This window comes from Pseudomonas sp. DF11 (assembly GCF_058148565.1).
Genome location: NZ_JBYVYN010000006.1, coordinates 352,443 through 369,959, shown reverse-complemented (window position 1 = coordinate 369,959; position 17,517 = coordinate 352,443). Strand labels below are relative to the sequence as shown.

Below are 17,517 nucleotides of genomic sequence, written 5' to 3'. Positions count from 1 at the left end.
GAATCATGACTGACATCGGTCTCGATCTTCTGTTGTCCCGTACTCAAGTCGGCAAGCTGTCCCTGAAAAACCGCATGGTCATGGCACCGATGACCCGCAGCCGCGCAGGAGCAGGCGATGCGGCCACGCCCCTGATGGCCGAGTACTACAGCCAACGCGCCAGTGCGGGCCTGATCATCAGCGAAGGCTCCCAGGTGTCGACCCAGGGCAAGGGTTACCTGCGTACGCCAGGGATCTTTACCCGCGAACAAATCGCCGGCTGGAAACAAGTGACCGACGCAGTGCATGCCCAGGGCGGACAGATCTTCCTGCAGCTCTGGCACGTAGGCCGTCTTTCCCATCCGCTGGTGCAGATCAACGGCGCCCTGCCCGTGGCCCCTTCGGCGATCAAGGCCGATGGCGAGATCTACACGCCCGAGGGCCTCAAGCCCTACGAACTGCCACGGGCATTGGAGCTCGATGAAATGCCAGGCGTGGTCGCCGACTTCCGCCAGGCTGCGACCAACGCGAAACTGGCCGGGTTCGACGGCGTGGAGATCCATGGCGCCAATGGCTACCTGATCGACCAGTTCCTGCGCGACGGCACCAACCAACGTACCGATGCCTACGGCGGCTCGATCGAAAACCGCGCGCGTTTGCTCAAGGAAGTCGTCGAATCGGTGATCGAAGTCTTCGGCGCCAGCCGTGTCGGCGTTCGCCTGTCGCCAATCTTCAGCTACTTCTCGATGAGCGACAGCAACCCACAGGCAACTTTTGAATACGTCGCCAGGATGCTCAGCCGTTATGGCCTGGCTTACCTGCACATCGTGGAACTGGGCGAAGGCCCGTTCGACTTCCAGGAACTCAAGCGCCGCTTCGGCGGGCCCTACATTGCCAACGGCGGCTACAGCGCCGAACGCGCAGCCGCTGCCATCAGCCGTGGTGAAGCAGACCTGGTAGCGTTCGGCACGCCGTTTCTGGCGAACCCGGACCTGGTGGAGCGTTTCAAACTGGGTAAGGCCCTGAACACCCCTGACGCAGCGACGTTCTACCAGGGTGACGAGCGGGGTTATACGGATTATCCGACCCTGGCCGACGTCCAGGACCGCTAAGCGCTGGCGCAGACAAAGCCCGCTCCCACAAGGAATCTGTGTCGAACACCCAACCTGGGACCGACACAAAACCAGTGTGGGAGCGGGCTTGCTCGCGAAAGCGGTGGGTCAGTTTGCAGTGATGTTGGCCATGCCGACGTCTTCGCGAGCAAGCCCGCTCCCACAGGATTTTGCGCGGCAGGTGCTGACTGCGGTCCCTGGCGGGTTCAGATGCTCTCAGGCACATCGATCTGCAGCGGCACCACCCGCTTCGGCGCCGGTCCGGGTGGCGAGGCTGTCGCAGCTTCGACCAGCGCATCGACAGCCTGCTCCGCCAGCGCCACGACCGGATGCGACAGCACGGCCTGAACCAGCCCGGTCTTCAACGCGTCACGCGTCAGTGGTGTCAGGTCATGACACACCACGATGGGCAAGCGAAGCTGTTGTTCCTTGAAGCCCCGCAAAGCCCGCAACACCCCCGCTATGCCGCCCCCGGCCACATAAAGCCCGACAAGATCAGGCTCTGCCGTGAGCAAGTCCAACGTGTTGCCGTAAGCGAATTCATCGTCTTCCAGCGTCAGGCGCGAGGCGAGCAGTTCCCATTCGCTGGAGTGATCCGCCAGATAACTGCGAAAGCTCAGCTCACACAACTCCTGGCACTGGAAACGCTGGCTGCTGAGCATGACGGCCGCAGGCCCGGGTTGGCCGGCAAGGCGGCTGACGAACCAGCCCGCCGTGCGCCCGGTCAGGCGATTGTCCAGGCCTGCGTAACCGGTACCGGCGGCGCTGGACAGCTCCGACAGCAGCGCCACCACCGCAACACCGGTCTCGCGCAACTGCGCAACCGCCTCCCGGACCCGGGGATGATCCACCGCCACCACGCCCAGGCCGTCCACTTGATCGCGTAAGGCCAGGATGCGTTGCGCCACGACGACCGGGTCGAGATCGTCCAGATAACCGATGACCACGCGAATCCGTGCTCGTGTGCAGGTCGCGGCGGCGTTCGACAACGCGTGGGCGAGCCCCTGGTAAAAAGGCACGCCGCTTTTCTGCAACAGGAAGCCCAGCCGCAAGGTCGGTCGGTCGTTGAGCACCCGCTGCTCGATAACGCCCTTGGCATGGAACCCCAACCGCGCAGCCGCCGCAGCGATGCGCTGGGCGGTGTCGGCGCGCACGTCGGCACGCAGGTTCAGCACCCGGTCGACGGTGGACAGGCTGACTCCGGCTTCTCGAGCGACATCGGCCATCGTGGGACGCAGTTTACGACGTGGTTTTTCTGACATGTTTTGACACCTCCGCGAGGCATCATGATGGGTTTTGACAGATTAAACCATCACCCCATGGCCCCCTCTGCGGCAACCCAATAGCATCAGGCCAAGCACATAAAAACAAACACAGCCGGAGTGCCCCATGACCATCCACATTTGCACCGCGCCTTGCTGCTGGGGCGTCGACGACGTCAAGAACCCTTTCCTGCCGCCGTGGCGCCGAGTGCTTGGCGAAGCGGCCGAGGCCGGCTATCGCGGCATCGAGCTGGGCCCCTACGGTTACCTGCCGCTCGACGCCGAAACCGTCAGTCCCGTCTTGTCCGAACTTGATCTGCATGTGGTCGCCGGGACGATCTTCGACGACCTCGTCAGCCCCGCCAACCTGCCCGAACTGCTGCGCCAGACCCATGACATCTGCACGCTGCTCAAACAGCTGCCGCCCATGGAACAGCAAACCGGCCAACGTCATGCAGGGCCCTACCTGGTGATCATCGATTGGGGCCACGAGGAGCGCGACTACGCCGCCGGCCACTCGGACCGCGCGCCACGCCTGGACGATGCACGCTGGAACACCATGATGACGCACATCCGCGCCATCGCCGACCTCGCCTGGCACACCTACGGCATCCGCGCCGTTATCCATCCCCACGCTGGCGGCTACATCGAGTTCGCCGATGAGCTGGCGCGCCTGGTGGACGACATTCCCGATGAAGTTGCCGGGCTGTGCCTGGACACCGGGCATCTCTACTACGCCGGCATGGATCCCCTCGCCTCGCTGCGCACCTACGCTCATCGCCTGGACTATCTGCACTTCAAGGACATCGACCCGGTGGTTTTCGACCAGGTGCTGAACGAACACATCCGTTTCTTCGCCGCCTGCGCCCGAGGCGTGATGTGCCCTATCGGGCGCGGTGTCATCGACTACCCAGCGCTGCACAGCCTCGTGCATGAATTGGGTTACCAGGGCTGCATCACCGTCGAACAGGAACGCGACCCGCGCAACGCCGGGACCAGCCTGGACGACGTAGCGGCCAGCCGCGCCTACCTGGCCCGAATCGGTTTCTGATCAGCACAAGGACAAAACCCATGATCAACGGCAGCAAAACCCTTACACGTCCCATCCGCTGGGCCATGGTCGGTGGCGGCGAACACAGCCAGATCGGCTACATCCACCGCTCGGCCGCCCTGCGCGACCGGAATTTCGAATTGGTCGCCGCAGCGCTGGATATCGACCCTGCGCGCGGCCGGACCTTTGGCGAGCAATTGGGCATCGACCCCGCGCGCTGCTATTCGGACTACCTGAGCCTGTTCGAACTGGAAGCGCAACGGGCCGATGGGATCGAGGCAGTGTCGATCGCCACACCCAACGGCACACACTACGCCATCACCCGGGCCGCCCTGGAAGCCGGGCTGCATGTGATCTGCGAAAAGCCACTGTGTTTCACCCTCGAACAGGCTGAGGCGCTGCGAACCCTGGCGCAAACCAAGGGCCGCATCGTCGGCCTGACCTACGGCTACGCCGGGCACCAGTTGGTCGAACAGGCCCGGGCGATGATCGCGGCGGGAGAACTGGGGGACGTGCGTATGGTGCACATGCAGTTCGCCCATGGTTTCCATAGTGCACCGGTCGAGGCGCAGAACCAGGCCACCCAGTGGCGCGTCGACCCGCGCCAGGCCGGTCCCAGCTACGTGCTGGGGGATGTCGGCACCCACCCGTTGTACCTGGCCAAAGTGATGCTGCCCGAGCTCAAGATCAAACGGCTGATGTGCAGCCGGCAAAGCTTCGTCGCCAGCCGCGCCCCGTTGGAGGACAACGCCTACACCTTGATGGAATACGAAGGCGGCGCCATGGGCATGGTCTGGTCCAGCGCGGTGAACGCCGGGTCCATGCACGGGCAGAAGATCCGCGTGATCGGCTCCCGGGCCAGCCTTGAATGGTGGGACGAACGGCCCAACCAACTGAGTTTCGAAATCCAGGGCCAACCAGCGCAGGTCCTGGAGCGCGGCATGGGCTACCTGCACCCCGACGCGCTGCAGGACGACCGCATCGGTGGCGGGCACCCCGAAGGGTTGTTCGAAGCCTGGTCCAATCTCTATCGCCGCTTCGCCTTGGCCATGGATGCGGCCAACCGTGGCGACAGCGAGGCACTGGCCGCCCTGCGCTACCCCGACATCAATGCCGGCGTGGAAGGCGTGCGCTGGGTCGAACGCTGCGTGGAATCAGCCAACCGGGATTCAACCTGGGTCGCCTATTGACCCCCGTGGCGAGGGGATAAATCCCCTCGCCACAGCAAGCTCCCTCGCCACGGTAATGAGCGTTTCCTAAGGAGAACAACAATGAAAATCGCCCTTGACCCCTACATGCACCGCCACCTGAGCCTGCCGGATCTGTGCCGCAAGACCGCCGAGCTTGGCTACGAATACCTGGAACTGTCGCCACGGGAAGACTTCCTGCCCTGGTGGGTACGCCCCCGCGCCCACAAGGAACGCATCGCCGAGTTCAAGAAAGCCCTGCGCGACCATAACCTGCAACTGGCCTCGCTGTTGCCGATGTATCGTTGGGCCAGCCCCCACGAAGACGAACGCCGGGCAGCGGTGAATTACTGGAAGGAAGCCATCCAGGTCGCGGTGGAGATGGGCTGCACGACCATGAATTCGGAGTTCGGTCGCGGGCCTTCACCGGATCGCGGGCACAAAGTCAGCTGCTGCGGTGGCGTGCATAGCCATGAGTCCAGCGAAGCGGCCTGGTGGCGCTCGATGGAGGAACTGGTGCCGATCCTGGAAAACGAGGGCGTCACGCTGAACGTCGAACCGCATCCGGAGGACTGGTGCGAAACCCTGCACCCGGCCCTCGACATGCTCAAGACCATCGGCTCGGACAACGTCAAGTTCCTTTACTGCACGCCGCACACCTTCTACTTCGGCGATGACATGAAGGCCATGATCGCCGAGGCCGGGTCGATGATCGCCCATGTCCACATCGCCGACACCTACAACCACAAGGCCTCCTCCGGCCTGCGCTACATCGTCAACCCACCTGGTGCCAAGGTCACCGTCCACCAGCACATGGACATGCACCAGGGCGAGATCGACTGGGACCTGTTCTTCAGCGAACTGGCCAAGACCGGCTTCGACGGCATCGTCACCGCCTGCGTGTTCGGCTGGGAAGAACGGGCGGATGACTCCGGGCGCTTCATGCGCAAGGAAATCCAGGCCTACGTCGACAAGTACTTCAGGTAGACGGGTTCATTCCAACAACCCGACCAGCCGCGGCTCGATCGCCTGTTCACTCACCTCAAGCAGCGCCAACGTCACCGGTAACTTGAACCGCCGCCGGCCGGCGCTGCCAGGGTTGAGATAAAGCCGCTCGCCACGCCATTCGATCAGCGGTTTATGGGAATGGCCGGTGATCACCAGCCTCACGCCCGGGTCGAGTGCTGCCGGCACATCCGCGAGGTCATGGACCAATAAGACCTGCCACCCCCCCAGGTCGAATTGCAGGCAGTCGGCAAGGTGCCCTGCCCACTCGGCCTCCAGGTCGTTGTTTCCGCGCACCACGTGCAGCTCGCCGATGGCAGCCAGGGCGTCGAGGATTTCCGGGCTGCCGATATCGCCGGCATGAATAATCCGCTCACAGCCTTGCAGCGCGGCAAGCGCTTCGGGGCGCAGCAGGCCGTGGGTATCGGAAATGACGCCAACTTTCATGAAACCTTTCTCCCCAATCGTGTGTCGCCGGTTATACCTGCCTCGCCGCAGCTAGCTAACGTGCTGAAATCGAATAAGATAGGCTTCGCATCAATAGTGCGCAGACCCGTCGTAAAAGGAAATGTTGATGCTCGGACGCAAACGGCCGGAGCCAAAGATCGAAAGCTCTGATGAAGCCTTTTCCCCCCAAGCAGTCCGGGCCGGAGCGGCATTGCGCCTGACCGTGAGCTTCATGCTGGTAGTCATCATCGCCTTCCTGGCCGTCGAAGGCTGGCGGACCTGGCGCGACTACCGCGCCGCTTTTGCGTCTGCCCGGGATTCGGTGACGAACCTGGCACGGGCGACGGCCCAGCACGCCGAAGATACCATTCGACAAGTGGATGTGGTCACCGCTGCCCTCGCCGAACGCGTAGAGGGCGACGGCCTGCAGAACCTGGACGTGCCGCGCATCCATAAGCTATTGGTGCAGCAGGCCGCGATCATGCCGCAACTGCACGGGTTGTTTATCTATGGCCCGGACGGTCAGTGGCTGGTAACGGACAAGGAAAACATTCCGGAGCCGGCGAACAATGCCGACCGCGACTACTTCCAGTATCACCGTACCCACGAAGACCGAAGCGTGCGCATCGGCACAGTGATCAAGAGTCGGTCCACCGACGACCTGATCATCCCTGTCTCCCGGCGCTTGAACAATCCCGACGGCTCGTTCGCCGGTGTGCTGCTCGGAACGGTCAAGGTCAGCTATTTCGTCGATTACTACGGTGACTTCAAGATCGATGACAAAGGGGCGCTGGTCCTGGCGACACGCAGCGGAACGATTCTGGTGCGCCGTCCTTTCGTCGCCTCGGTGATTGGCAAGAGCCTGGTCAATAGCGTGATCTTCAGGAACTACTTGCCCACGTCGAATCAGGGCATCGCGGAGGCCAGGGCCGTCGTCGACGATACCGAGCGGCTGTATGGCTATCGCGCCTTGACCACCTATCCGCTGGTGGTGGAAGCCGGCTTGTCCCGCGAATCGATCATCGCGCCCTGGCGCCGCGACTTGCTCAAGACCGGTCTGGTGCTGATTTTCCTGATCGCGGTACTGGTGGGCTTCGGGCTCATCGTATTGAGCCAACTGCGCTACCGCATGACCATGGAGAAGCAGATTCGCAGCGCCCACCAGGCCATGCGCGACATGGCGCTGACCGACAGCCTGACCGGGCTGGGCAACCGCAGGCGGCTGGACATCGCGTTGGCCGACGAGATTCGCCTGGCCAGGCGCCAGGGCTCTTCCTTGGCGCTGATCATGCTCGACGTCGATTACTTCAAACGTTTCAACGACCGGTACGGCCATGCCGCCGGCGATGATTGCCTGCGGGCGATTGCCGCCGCGATCGGGCAGACCATCAAAAGGCCGGCCGACCTGGCGGTCCGCTATGGCGGTGAAGAGTTCACCGTGTTGCTGCCAAACACCGACAGCGCCGGTGCCGCCAAGGTCGCCCAGCAAATCCTCGAAGCCGTCAGGGCCTTGAACATTGAACACGGCGATCATCCGTTGGGCCTGGTGACTGTCAGCGCGGGCGTCACCACCAGCCAGCCGAGCGGCGAGGACGTCACCCCGGCCATGCTGATCAAGGCTGCCGACGCCTTCTTGTACCTGGCCAAGAACACCGGGCGAAACCACTGGTGCAGCGCCGGCTCGACGCCGGAGTGAGCCCCGCGGGAGCGCCGCGCATCGGTCAGGATCGTGCAAACCCAAGTCCACAGGTGCCGACCAGTCGCCTGGCGGCTACAATGCTCGCTTCGTCCGTGACCAGCCTGATAAAAAATACATGTCCTTGCCCAAACATCATCTGGAATTGCTCAGCCCCGCCCGCGACGTGACCATCGCCCGCGAGGCCATCCTGCATGGCGCCGACGCCGTGTACATCGGTGGCCCGAGTTTCGGCGCGCGTCATAACGCCTGCAACGAGGTGGGCGATATTGCCCGGCTGGTGGAGTTCGCCCATCGCTACCACGCCCGGGTGTTCACCACGATCAACACCATCCTGCACGACAATGAACTGGAGCCGGCCCGCCAGCTGATCCACCAGTTGTACGATGCCGGCGTCGATGCGCTGATCGTCCAGGACCTGGGGGTGATGGAGCTGGATATCCCGCCCATCGAGCTGCACGCCAGCACCCAGACCGACATCCGCACCCTGGCACGGGCCAAGTTCCTCGACCAGGCCGGTTTCTCGCAACTGGTGCTGGCCCGCGAGTTGAACCTGCAGGAAATCCGCGCCATCGCCGACGAAACCGAAGCGGCCATCGAGTTCTTCATCCACGGCGCGCTGTGCGTGGCGTTTTCCGGCCAGTGCAACATCTCCCACGCCCAGAACGGCCGCAGCGCCAACCGTGGCGACTGCTCCCAGGCCTGTCGCCTGCCCTACACCCTCAAGGATGACCAGGGTCGGGTGGTCGCCTACGAAAAACACCTGCTGTCGATGAAGGACAACAACCAGAGCGCCAACATCCGCGCCCTGGTGGAAGCCGGCGTGCGTTCGTTCAAGATCGAAGGACGCTACAAGGACATGGGTTATGTGAAGAACATCACCGCCTATTACCGCCAGCGCCTGGACGACGTTCTCGAGGACCGCCCGGACCTGGCCCGCGCCTCCAGTGGCCGCACCGCACACTTCTTCGTGCCGGATCCGGACAAGACGTTCCATCGCGGCAGCACCGACTATTTCGTCAGCGAACGCAAGATCGACATCGGTGCCTTCGACTCCCCGACCTTTACCGGCGTGCCGGTGGGCGTGGTGGAGAAAGTCGGCAAGCGCGACCTGCAAGTGGTGACCTTCGACCCACTGTCCAACGGCGACGGCCTGAATGTGCTGGTCAAGCGCGAAGTGCTGGGGTTCCGGGCCAACATCGCCGAGCCCAAGGGCGAATTCGAAGAGGACGGCCAGAAACGCTATCGCTACCGCGTCGAGCCCAACGAGATGCCGGCCGGAATGTACCAATTGCGCCCCAACCATCCGCTGAGCCGCAACCTGGACCACAACTGGCAGCAAGCGCTGCTCAAGACTTCCTCCGAGCGCCGTGTGGGCCTGTCCTGGGTGGCGCGCCTGCGCGAAGACCGCCTGGAACTGACCGCCACCAGTGAGGAAGGCGTCAGCGCCAGCGTGGCCCTGGATGGACCGTTCGGCCTGGCCAACAAGCCGGAGCAAGCGCTGGAGCAGTTGCATGACCTGCTCGGGCAATTGGGCACCACTGAGTATCACGCCACCTCGACCAGGCTGGATGCGCCCCAGGTGTACTTCATTCCCAACTCGCAGCTCAAGGCATTGCGTCGTGAAGTCATCGAAGCCTTGACCGCCGCCCGCATCGAGGCCCACCCGCGCGGTGGCCGCAAGGCCGAGACCAGCCCGCCACCGGTGTACCCGGAGTCGCACCTGTCGTTCCTCGCCAACGTCTACAACCAGAAGGCCCGGGATTTCTATCACCGCCACGGCGTCAAGCTGATCGACGCCGCGTTCGAGGCCCATGAAGAGACCGGTGAAGTGCCGGTGATGATCACCAAGCACTGCCTGCGCTTCTCGTTCAACCTTTGCCCCAAGCAGGCCAAGGGCGTCACCGGCGTGCGCACCAAGGTCGCGCCAATGCAACTGATCCACGGTGATGAAGTACTGACGCTGAAGTTCGACTGCAAACCCTGCGAGATGCACGTGGTCGGCAAGATCAAGGGCCACATCCTTGACCTGCCGCTACCGGGCAGCACGGCGCAGCCCGTGGTCGGCTACATCAGCCCTGAAGACCTGCTCAAGACGATCCCCCGCGCACCGCATTGAGCAATGTGGGAGCTTGCTCCCACATTGGACTGAGGGTGTTCACTACACTTATGAACAGATCCCTTGTGGGAGCGAGCCTGCTCGCGATAGCAGTGGTCCAGCTTGTAGAGAAACTGACCGGACCACCGTCATCGCGAGCAGGCTCGCTCCCACAGGTCCAACATTCAACTCAGACCAGATGGGTGCCAGCTCTCCCACACTGTTTTTCATTTCTGCGCCGTTTTTGCCTCACTGTGCGACAGATTCCCCCGCAAGACTCCCCTACCCCGCACTCGCCTGTTAGGTTGTAAATGTTTGTGTCACAAATCAGACACTTAACCCCTACAGCCTGCAAAGGAATGCCCAGCAATGGACTTCTCGCTCAAACACCTGGCCATGGCCACCCTGATGCTGTCCAGCCTCGCATCGATGACCACGCCGGCCTTCGCCAACATCACCGCCCAACAAAGCGCGGCCATCGTCAAAACCTTCTCTGACACCTCAGTCACGGATTTCCGGCAGTTCCTGGCAAGCGTGGCCAAGAGCGACCTGGCCAAGACCGCCAACCTCGGCCCGGCCATCGATGCCTTCGTCGCTAACAAAACCCTTTCGGCGGAACAGCAGAACGAAATCCATCGCCTGCTGGGCCTCTATGCCCGAGTGAAGTACGGCAACGCAGCCACCGAGACGCTGAAGGAACTGGTCGCCATCCCGACCTTTCGCAAGGACGGCGTAGCCCAGCACGAGAACCCGGAGTTCCTCGAGATCGCCGCCAAGATCAAAAACCTGGCCGAGTCTTTCAACCTGAACTTCCGCAACGTCGATAACCGCGTCTATGAGATTTCCCTCGACGGCAGCGGCGACGAAGTCGTGGGCATTCACGCCCATGCCGATGTGGTGCCGGTGACGCCGGAAAACTGGGTGCTCAAGGACGGCACCCGTCTCGATCCGTTCAAGGTCACCCTGGTGGGCGACCGCATGTATGGCCGCGGCACCGAGGATGACAAGAACGGTATCGTCGTGGCGCTCTACGCCATGAAAATCATCAAGGAAGAGAAACTGCCGCTGGCGCGCAATTTCAAGCTGCTGGTCGACACCACCGAGGAAACCACTGGCGACGCGATCCCCTATTACTTCGAACGCAACCCGACGCCCAGCTACAACCTGGCGCTGGATGGCGGCTACCCCGTGATCATTGCCGAGAAAGGCTACGGTACCGTCATGGCGAACTTCACCCGGCGTGCCGCACAGGGCAAGGGAGCAGAAATTACCGCGCTGACGGGCGGTCTGGCGACCAATCAGATTCCGTCGACCTCCGTTGCCACCTTCGCCAGCGACAAGCCCGCCGAACTGGCCGCCAGCCTGCTCAAAGCCGCGACCGACTATGCCAAGCGTAACGGTGGCAACTTCGAAGTGAGCACCCAGGTCGTCGGCAAGGACGTCAAGCTGACCTTCACCGGCGTTTCCGCGCACTCCTCCGAACCCGAATCCGGCGTCAACCCGGTGGCGAGGATGCTGGACTTCATCAACAGCCTCGACGGCAAGGTCGCACTCAAGCACAACCACATCACCGACGCCGCTCGCTACGCCGCCGACAACTGGGGCCTGGACTACCTGGGTAGCAAACTGGGGATTGGCTTTTCCGATGCCTTCATGGGCCCGCTGACCGCGTCCCTGACCTACGTTGGCATGGATGAAAAAACCTTCAAGCTGGCGGTCAACCTGCGAGTGCCAGTCGGCAAGACCCCCGAGGCCCTCAAGACTGAAATTGCCGACAAGCTGACCGCCTGGAGCAAGAAGTCCCTCGTTGCGGTGGCCTTCGACTGTTCCGTTGACGCGCCGATGTACCGCAACCCCGAGGGTGAATGGGTCAAGGCCCTGTTGGCCGTCGCCACTGAGAATCTCGGCATGGAACACAAATACGGCACCTCCGCTGGCGCCACATCGGTCCACGACTTGCCCAACGGCGTGCAGTTCGGCCTGGCCATGCCCGACGTCAAGTACACCGGCCACAACGACAACGAGTTCAAGACGGTCGAGCAGTTCCTGTTGGACTTGCAGATCGTGACTGAGATGATGGGACGGATCGGGCAGTTGCCGAAGCTCTGATCGGCCCAGCACGGGACCGTTGTCAAGGTCTGTTGGTTTTCATTGTGGCGAGGGGATTTATCCCCGTTGGGCTGCGCAGCAGCCCCAGGATGTTGCGGTCGCTGCGCAACCGAACGGGAAAGTCCCCTCGCCACAGCTTTATTTCATTCCTTCAGGTGGGTTGCGCTTGGGTCAATGACCTTGGCGGTAATGTCCACCAGCTCCAGCCCCCAATCCCCATGCAGGTACCAGTCTTCCCCGATCATCTCGGCCGGGTGCATCGTGCGATCGGCACCGTTGCCACAGGCCAAGGCACTGGTCGGACAGTAACGATCACAGCCCCAGCAAATGCGCTCGGGATGCTTGGGACTGATGGGAAAGGGCTTTGCCATGACGACCCCTTGTGACCGATGGGTGTACCCGCACCCTAGCGCGTCGGGGCCCTGCCTCCCTTGATCCCGATCAAGAACAGCCGCACGACAGCGAACCGACGTTCGCCGATCAAAAATTCGCGCTGAAAATTGACAAGAATCATTATTATTCGCAGCAAAGCTTCCTAGACTCGGCCATCTCTAACGTCGTCCAGGAAGTCACCATGCGTACCCTTGCTCCGCTGTCTCTCGCCCTGCTGTTTCTCGCACCGCTGGCCCAGGCCAAGGAATACCCCATCGGCGAACCGCAAATGTGCCCGGGGCTGGAGGTCGGTGCGGTGTATCTGCAGCCGATTGAAATGGCACCGGCCGGGATGATGCGGGCCACGGCCGATTCCGACGTCCACCTGGAAGCCGACATCCGCGCCACGGCGGACAACAAGCAGGGCTTCCAGGAAGGCAGTTTCGTGCCCTATCTCAATGTGTCGTTCCAACTGAAGAAACAAGGCAACGACACCGAGCTCAAGGGTGACTTCCACGCCATGGTCGCCAACGACGGGCCGCACTATGGCGACAATGTCAAACTGCTCGGCCCTGGCAAATATCAACTGACCTTCACCGTCCTGCCACCTGGCGGCCACGGCTCCCTCGGTCGTCATACCGACAAGGAAACCGGCGTGGCACCCTGGTTCGACCGCTGCGAACTGCATTACGAATTCGTCTACGCCGGGATCGGTAAAAAAGGCGGGTACTGAGCATGGGCCGCTCCTTCTGCCCCCGGCACATCGCGGCTCATCGACGCCTGGCCTGGTTGACGCTGGCCGGCTTGATGCTGCCCTCGATCGCCCATGCCGAACTGCCGACCTACGAGTTGAGCATCCGCGACGGGCATTTCACGCCGCCGCAACTGGAAGTGCCAGCCGGGCAACGCTTCAAGATCGTGCTGAAGAACGTCGGCCAGGGCCCGGCGGAGTTCGAAAGCACGCCATTGCGCGTAGAGAAAGTGCTCTCGCCCGGCGTCACCACCTTCGTGGTGATCCACCCGTTGCGCCCGGGGCACTATCCGTTTTTCGATGAATTCAATCCGCAACTGCCCGAGGGCGGGATTCTCGCCCGGTAATCGGCCAGCAAGAGGCATTTGCATGACTCAATCGATGTTTATTGTCTGGCGCGAAAGCGTCGAGGCGTTGTTGGTGATCGGGATTCTCCAGGCCTGGGTCAGCCGGCAGCAACAAGCCAGCCAACTGCTGCGCTACGTATGGGCCGGCGCGGCGATGGGCTTGCTGCTTTCCGGCGTGCTGGCCGGGCTGATCCTGCTGGCCGGCGAAGCCATGAGCGGTACCGCCAATGAATGGTTCCAGGCGGCCTTGGCCCTGGTCGCCAGCCTGCTGATCGTGCAGATGGTAGGCTGGATGCACCGGAACGCGCGGACGCTCAAGCATGACCTGACGCGCCACGCCGACCAGCGCCTGAGCCGCCAGGGCGGCCTCGGGCTGTTGCTGCTGGCGTTACTCGCCGTGAGCCGCGAAGGCAGTGAAACCGTGGTTTTCCTGTACGGTGCCGGCGCGCGCCTGCAAGGGCCGCAACTGGGCCTGTTCGCCGTCGGTGCGCTGGCCGGGCTGGTACTGTCGTTGCTGACCGTCTCCTTGTTGCACAGCAGTCGCCGGTTCATCTCATGGCCGCGGTTCTTTGCCGTCAGCGAAGCGATCCTGCTGCTGTTGGGCGCGGCGTTGCTGGTCAGCGGTATCGAGCGGGTCGGCGGGCAACTGCTCGCGATGGATTGGCCCGAGGCGGTGTATCGCGGCATTGGCGACGCATTGTGGGACAGCAGCGCGATACTCGACGACGGTCATGGTTTCGGCGGGTTCCTGGCGGACTTCACCGGGTATCGGGCCAGCCCGAGCGCGATGACACTGCTGGTGTGGCTGGGCTATTGGGGCTTCGTCGCGGGCTGGCTGCGCCCACGCAAGGCGGAAAACCTGCCATGCCCGACCTGAACCCCTGGCTCCAGCGCCTGGGCGACGGCATGCGGCGCCACGGTGCAACCATTCGTGCCGTGCAATGGGCGGTGGTGCTGTTCTACGCGGTGCTGCTGGTGGTGCCGGCCCTGTCGGCGCTGCCCAGCAGCCAGGCGCGTCTGTTCGACAACCTCACGCTGCTGGCGCAGTTTCTGTTCTGGGGCCTATGGTGGCCGTTCGTGCTGCTGTCGATCGTGCTGTTCGGTCGCCTCTGGTGTGGCGTGCTGTGCCCGGAAGGCGCCCTGAGCGAATGGGCCAGCCACTACGGCAAGGGCCTCGGGGTGCCGCGCGGGTTGCGCTGGGCCGGCTGGCCGACCCTGGCGTTCTGCCTGACCACGGTCTACGGCCAGTTGATCAGCGTGTACGACTATGCCCAGGCGGCGCTGCTGATCCTGGGGGGCTCGACCGTCGCCGCAGTGATCGTCGGCCTGTTATTCGCCCGGGGCAAGCGGGTGTGGTGCCGTTACCTGTGCCCGGTCAGTGGTGTCTTTTCCCTGCTGGCTCGCTTGGCGCCGGTGCACTTCCAGGTGGACGAACAACGCTGGCTGGAGAACCCGCCGCCGCGTCGCCCTCCTCCCAATTGCGCACCGCTGCTGGACATCCGTCGCCTGCGCGGCGCCGCCGATTGCCACGCCTGTGGTCGCTGCAGCGGCCAGCGCGACGCGGTGCGGCTGATTGCCCGCTCCAGCAGCGAGGAAATCCTTCATTCGACGGCTAACACGCTTTCAGCCTGGGATGCTCGCTTGCTGCTGTTCGGTGTGATCGGCCTGGCCATGGGCGCCTTCCAGTGGACCGTCAGCCCTTGGTTCATTGACTTCAAGCAGAGCCTGGCCCAGTGGCTGGTCAGTCACGATTGGCTGTGGGCACTCCAGGACAACGCACCTTGGTGGCTGCTGACGCACTATCCGCAGCTCAATGACAGCTTCAGTTGGCTCGATGGTTTTTGCATTGTTGCGTACCTGGGCACGAGTGCGCTGCTGATAGGCACTTCGCTGATGCTGCTGATGCGTCTGGCGGCGCGACTCACGGGTGACAGCGCACAATATTGGCCCTTGGCCATCACCCTGACGCCCCTCGGCGGTGCAGGGTTGTTCCTCGGCTTGTCGGCCACCACGGTCAAGCTGCTGCGTTATGAAGGGCTGCTGCTGGAATGGGTACAGCCGGCTCGGGTTGGGTTGCTGGTGCTGGCGACCGCATGGAGCCTGTGGCTGGGCTGCAAACGCCTGGAGCAGATGACTGCATCACCGATTCAACGACTGCCAGCCATGGCCTGCCTGGTCCTGGCCAGCGGCTTGGTGGGCTATGGCTGGTGGTTGCAGTTCTGGGGTTGGTGATCGCCGCTCCAACACCTGGATTCAAAAAAAAACCTGTGGGAGCGAGCCTGCTCGCGATGACGTCGGCACATCCAACATCCCTGCAAGCTGACCCTCCGCCATCGCGAGCAGGCTCGCTCCCACATTGGATTTGTGTTGCCCACAACATTCAGACACAACACAAAACCCTGTGGGAACGGGCTTGCTCGCTCCCACAGGGGATTTGCGGTGAGGTCGATTGCCGTGAAGCCTGGCAGTGACTCGCCTACACCTTGAACCGCGCCACCGTCTCATGCAGCGAACCGGCCATCTGCGCCAAGTCCTGGCCAGCCGTATCGGTGTGGCGGGCGCCCAGCATGACCTGCTCGGACAGGTTGCGAATACCCATCAGGTTACGATCCACCTCTCGCGCCACCAGGGCCTGCTGTTCGGTGGCACTGGCGATCATCAGGTTGCGCTCGTTGATCTGCGAGATCGAGCGGGCGATTTCGTCCAGGGCATCGCCGGAACGCTGGGCGACTTGCAGCGTGACCTGCACCAGCTCGCTGTTGCTTTGCATGGAGCTCACCGCGTGCCCGCTGTCCAGGCGGATGTTGCCGATCATGCCCTCGATTTCCCGAGTCGAATCCTGGGTCCGATGAGCCAACGCGCGGACTTCATCGGCCACCACCGCAAAGCCACGCCCGGCATCGCCGGCACGGGCCGCTTCGATGGCGGCGTTCAGGGCCAGAAGATTGGTCTGCTCGGCGATGCTGCGGATCACATCCAGCACCGAACTGATGTCCTGGACCCGTCCGGCCAGTTGCTGGATTCGCCCGGAACTGTCCGTGACACCTTCGGCCAGCGCGGTAATGGAAACGACCGTTTCCTGGACCTGTTCACGACCGCGCTGGGCAGTTTGCTCGGATACTCGCGAAGCTTCACTGGTGCTCACGGCATTGCGCGCCACTTCATCCACCGCCGCGGTCATCTGGTTCACGGCCGCGGCAGCCTGTTCGATTTCCTGGCCTTGCAACTGCAAGGTGCTGCTGGTCTGGCTGCTCACGGCGCTCAGCTCCTCGGAGGAACTGGCCACTCGATCCACCGAGGCCGCGATATGCCGGACCATGCTGTTGAGACTCTGCTGCATGTCGTGCATGTTGCTCATCACGCTGTCATTGGCGCCGACACCCACGGGTACGCGGATCGTCAGGTCACCCTGGGCGATATGGCTGAGCACCCGCGCCGCGTCATCGGGCTCACCGCCCAGGGGACGGGTCACGCTGCGGGTCACCAGGATCGCGACAGTACTCACCAGGGCCAGGCAAGCCAGCACCATCGCCAGCATGTTGCGTCGCGCATCGTTGTAGCGCGCCTGTGCCTGGTGCTCACGCTCGACGAAGAGCTTGCCCTGCATCGCCATGATCCCTTCGAGACTCTTGTACACCTCGCGCTCCGCCGGGATCACTCCTTGCTTGAGCTGCGTCATCGCCTCCTCCGTCGCGCCCTGGCGGATCAACGCCTGCACCTGGACGAACGCCGCCACATAGGCCTCGCGACGTTTCTTCAGTTCGGCATACGCGGCCTTGCCTTCGGGCTGATCGAACAGCGGCTCCAGCGTGGCGAAGGCCTGGGTAATCCGTTGCCGGGTGGCGTCGATGGATTGCTGGACCTGCGCATTGTTCTTGTCGATCAGCAAGTCCCGGGTATTCCTGGCGTTATCGCGCACGCCCGTGGCGATCACCATGATCGGATCGATCTTCGGCCAATCCTGCCTGACGACCTGCTCGGCCTGGTCGCGCAACATCGCCAGGTCGCTCAAGGCGTAGAACGTCAAGGCGATCAAGGCCAGCGGTGCGATGGCGAAACCGAGCACGATACGTCGGGCGGTGGTGAGTCTGGTCATGTCAA

Annotated in this window: 15 protein-coding genes; 11 read left to right on the top strand and 4 right to left on the bottom strand. The window is 63.0% G+C overall.

Translation table 11 applies throughout. The features are described 5' to 3' along the window. Positions 1–5 precede the first annotated feature (5 nt). Positions 6–1,091: an alkene reductase gene (locus AC30D9_RS19770; RefSeq protein ID WP_490144665.1), complete on the top strand. Its 1,086-nt coding sequence runs from the start codon at positions 6–8 to the stop codon at positions 1,089–1,091. Between the two features lie 206 nt (positions 1,092–1,297). Here AC30D9_RS19770 and AC30D9_RS19765 read toward each other — a convergent pair whose 3' ends face one another. Then, a complete protein-coding gene (locus tag AC30D9_RS19765) occupies positions 1,298–2,353 on the bottom strand; it encodes a LacI family DNA-binding transcriptional regulator (protein ID WP_490144664.1) in 1,056 nt (351 codons plus the stop codon). A 127-nt stretch (positions 2,354–2,480) separates the two neighbouring features. Between AC30D9_RS19765 and AC30D9_RS19760 the strand changes: the two genes are divergently transcribed. From AC30D9_RS19760 to AC30D9_RS19750, 3 genes are all read left to right on the top strand, one after another. After that, positions 2,481–3,404 (top strand): TIM barrel protein, encoded by a 924-nt coding sequence (locus tag AC30D9_RS19760; RefSeq protein WP_490144663.1) that lies wholly within the window; start codon positions 2,481–2,483, stop codon positions 3,402–3,404. A gap of 20 nt (positions 3,405–3,424) precedes the next feature. Further along, complete coding sequence (locus AC30D9_RS19755; RefSeq protein ID WP_307570879.1) at positions 3,425–4,594, top strand: Gfo/Idh/MocA family protein; 1,170 nt, start codon at positions 3,425–3,427, stop codon at positions 4,592–4,594. Between the two features lie 81 nt (positions 4,595–4,675). Further along, a complete protein-coding gene (locus AC30D9_RS19750; RefSeq protein ID WP_490144662.1) occupies positions 4,676–5,578 on the top strand; it encodes a sugar phosphate isomerase/epimerase family protein in 903 nt (300 codons plus the stop codon). 6 nt (positions 5,579–5,584) lie between these two features. Here AC30D9_RS19750 and AC30D9_RS19745 read toward each other — a convergent pair whose 3' ends face one another. After that, complete coding sequence (locus AC30D9_RS19745) at positions 5,585–6,043, bottom strand: metallophosphoesterase family protein (RefSeq protein WP_109756110.1); 459 nt, start codon at positions 6,041–6,043, stop codon at positions 5,585–5,587. 127 nt (positions 6,044–6,170) lie between these two features. Here AC30D9_RS19745 and AC30D9_RS19740 point away from each other — a divergent pair, with 127 nt between their 5' ends. The 3 genes from AC30D9_RS19740 (at position 6,171) to AC30D9_RS19730 (ending at position 11,946) form a co-directional block, all read left to right on the top strand. After that, a complete protein-coding gene (locus AC30D9_RS19740) occupies positions 6,171–7,739 on the top strand; it encodes a sensor domain-containing diguanylate cyclase (protein WP_490144661.1) in 1,569 nt (522 codons plus the stop codon). Between the two features lie 118 nt (positions 7,740–7,857). Beyond that, positions 7,858–9,858, top strand: a complete 2,001-nt coding sequence (locus AC30D9_RS19735) for a peptidase U32 family protein (protein ID WP_490144660.1) — start codon at positions 7,858–7,860, stop codon at positions 9,856–9,858. Positions 9,859–10,206: 348 nt separating this feature from the next. Continuing rightward, complete coding sequence (locus AC30D9_RS19730; RefSeq protein WP_490144659.1) at positions 10,207–11,946, top strand: dipeptidase; 1,740 nt, start codon at positions 10,207–10,209, stop codon at positions 11,944–11,946. A gap of 143 nt (positions 11,947–12,089) precedes the next feature. Here the strand turns inward: AC30D9_RS19730 and AC30D9_RS19725 are convergent, their stop codons facing one another. After that, positions 12,090–12,317 (bottom strand): DUF3079 domain-containing protein, encoded by a 228-nt coding sequence (locus tag AC30D9_RS19725; protein ID WP_028237016.1) that lies wholly within the window; start codon positions 12,315–12,317, stop codon positions 12,090–12,092. A 203-nt stretch (positions 12,318–12,520) separates the two neighbouring features. Here AC30D9_RS19725 and AC30D9_RS19720 point away from each other — a divergent pair, with 203 nt between their 5' ends. The 4 genes from AC30D9_RS19720 to AC30D9_RS19705 are packed head-to-tail and all read left to right on the top strand — an operon-like array spanning position 12,521 to position 15,648. Further along, positions 12,521–13,051, top strand: coding sequence for an iron transporter (locus AC30D9_RS19720; RefSeq protein WP_109756115.1), 531 nt, complete (start codon positions 12,521–12,523; stop codon positions 13,049–13,051). Positions 13,052–13,053: 2 nt separating this feature from the next. After that, the gene (locus AC30D9_RS19715; RefSeq protein WP_490144658.1) at positions 13,054–13,416 is read left to right on the top strand and encodes a cupredoxin domain-containing protein; all 363 of its coding nucleotides are present in this window, start codon (positions 13,054–13,056) and stop codon (positions 13,414–13,416) included. A 22-nt stretch (positions 13,417–13,438) separates the two neighbouring features. Further along, the gene (locus AC30D9_RS19710; protein ID WP_490144657.1) at positions 13,439–14,293 is read left to right on the top strand and encodes an FTR1 family iron permease; all 855 of its coding nucleotides are present in this window, start codon (positions 13,439–13,441) and stop codon (positions 14,291–14,293) included. Further along, entirely contained in the window at positions 14,281–15,648 is a 1,368-nt protein-coding gene (locus AC30D9_RS19705) for a 4Fe-4S binding protein (RefSeq protein WP_490144656.1), read from the top strand. The genes AC30D9_RS19710 and AC30D9_RS19705 overlap by 13 nt, the downstream gene beginning before the upstream one ends. A 244-nt stretch (positions 15,649–15,892) precedes the next feature. Here the strand turns inward: AC30D9_RS19705 and AC30D9_RS19700 are convergent, their stop codons facing one another. After that, positions 15,893–17,512, bottom strand: a complete 1,620-nt coding sequence (locus tag AC30D9_RS19700) for a methyl-accepting chemotaxis protein (RefSeq protein WP_116832275.1) — start codon at positions 17,510–17,512, stop codon at positions 15,893–15,895. Positions 17,513–17,517: the final 5 nt, after the last annotated feature.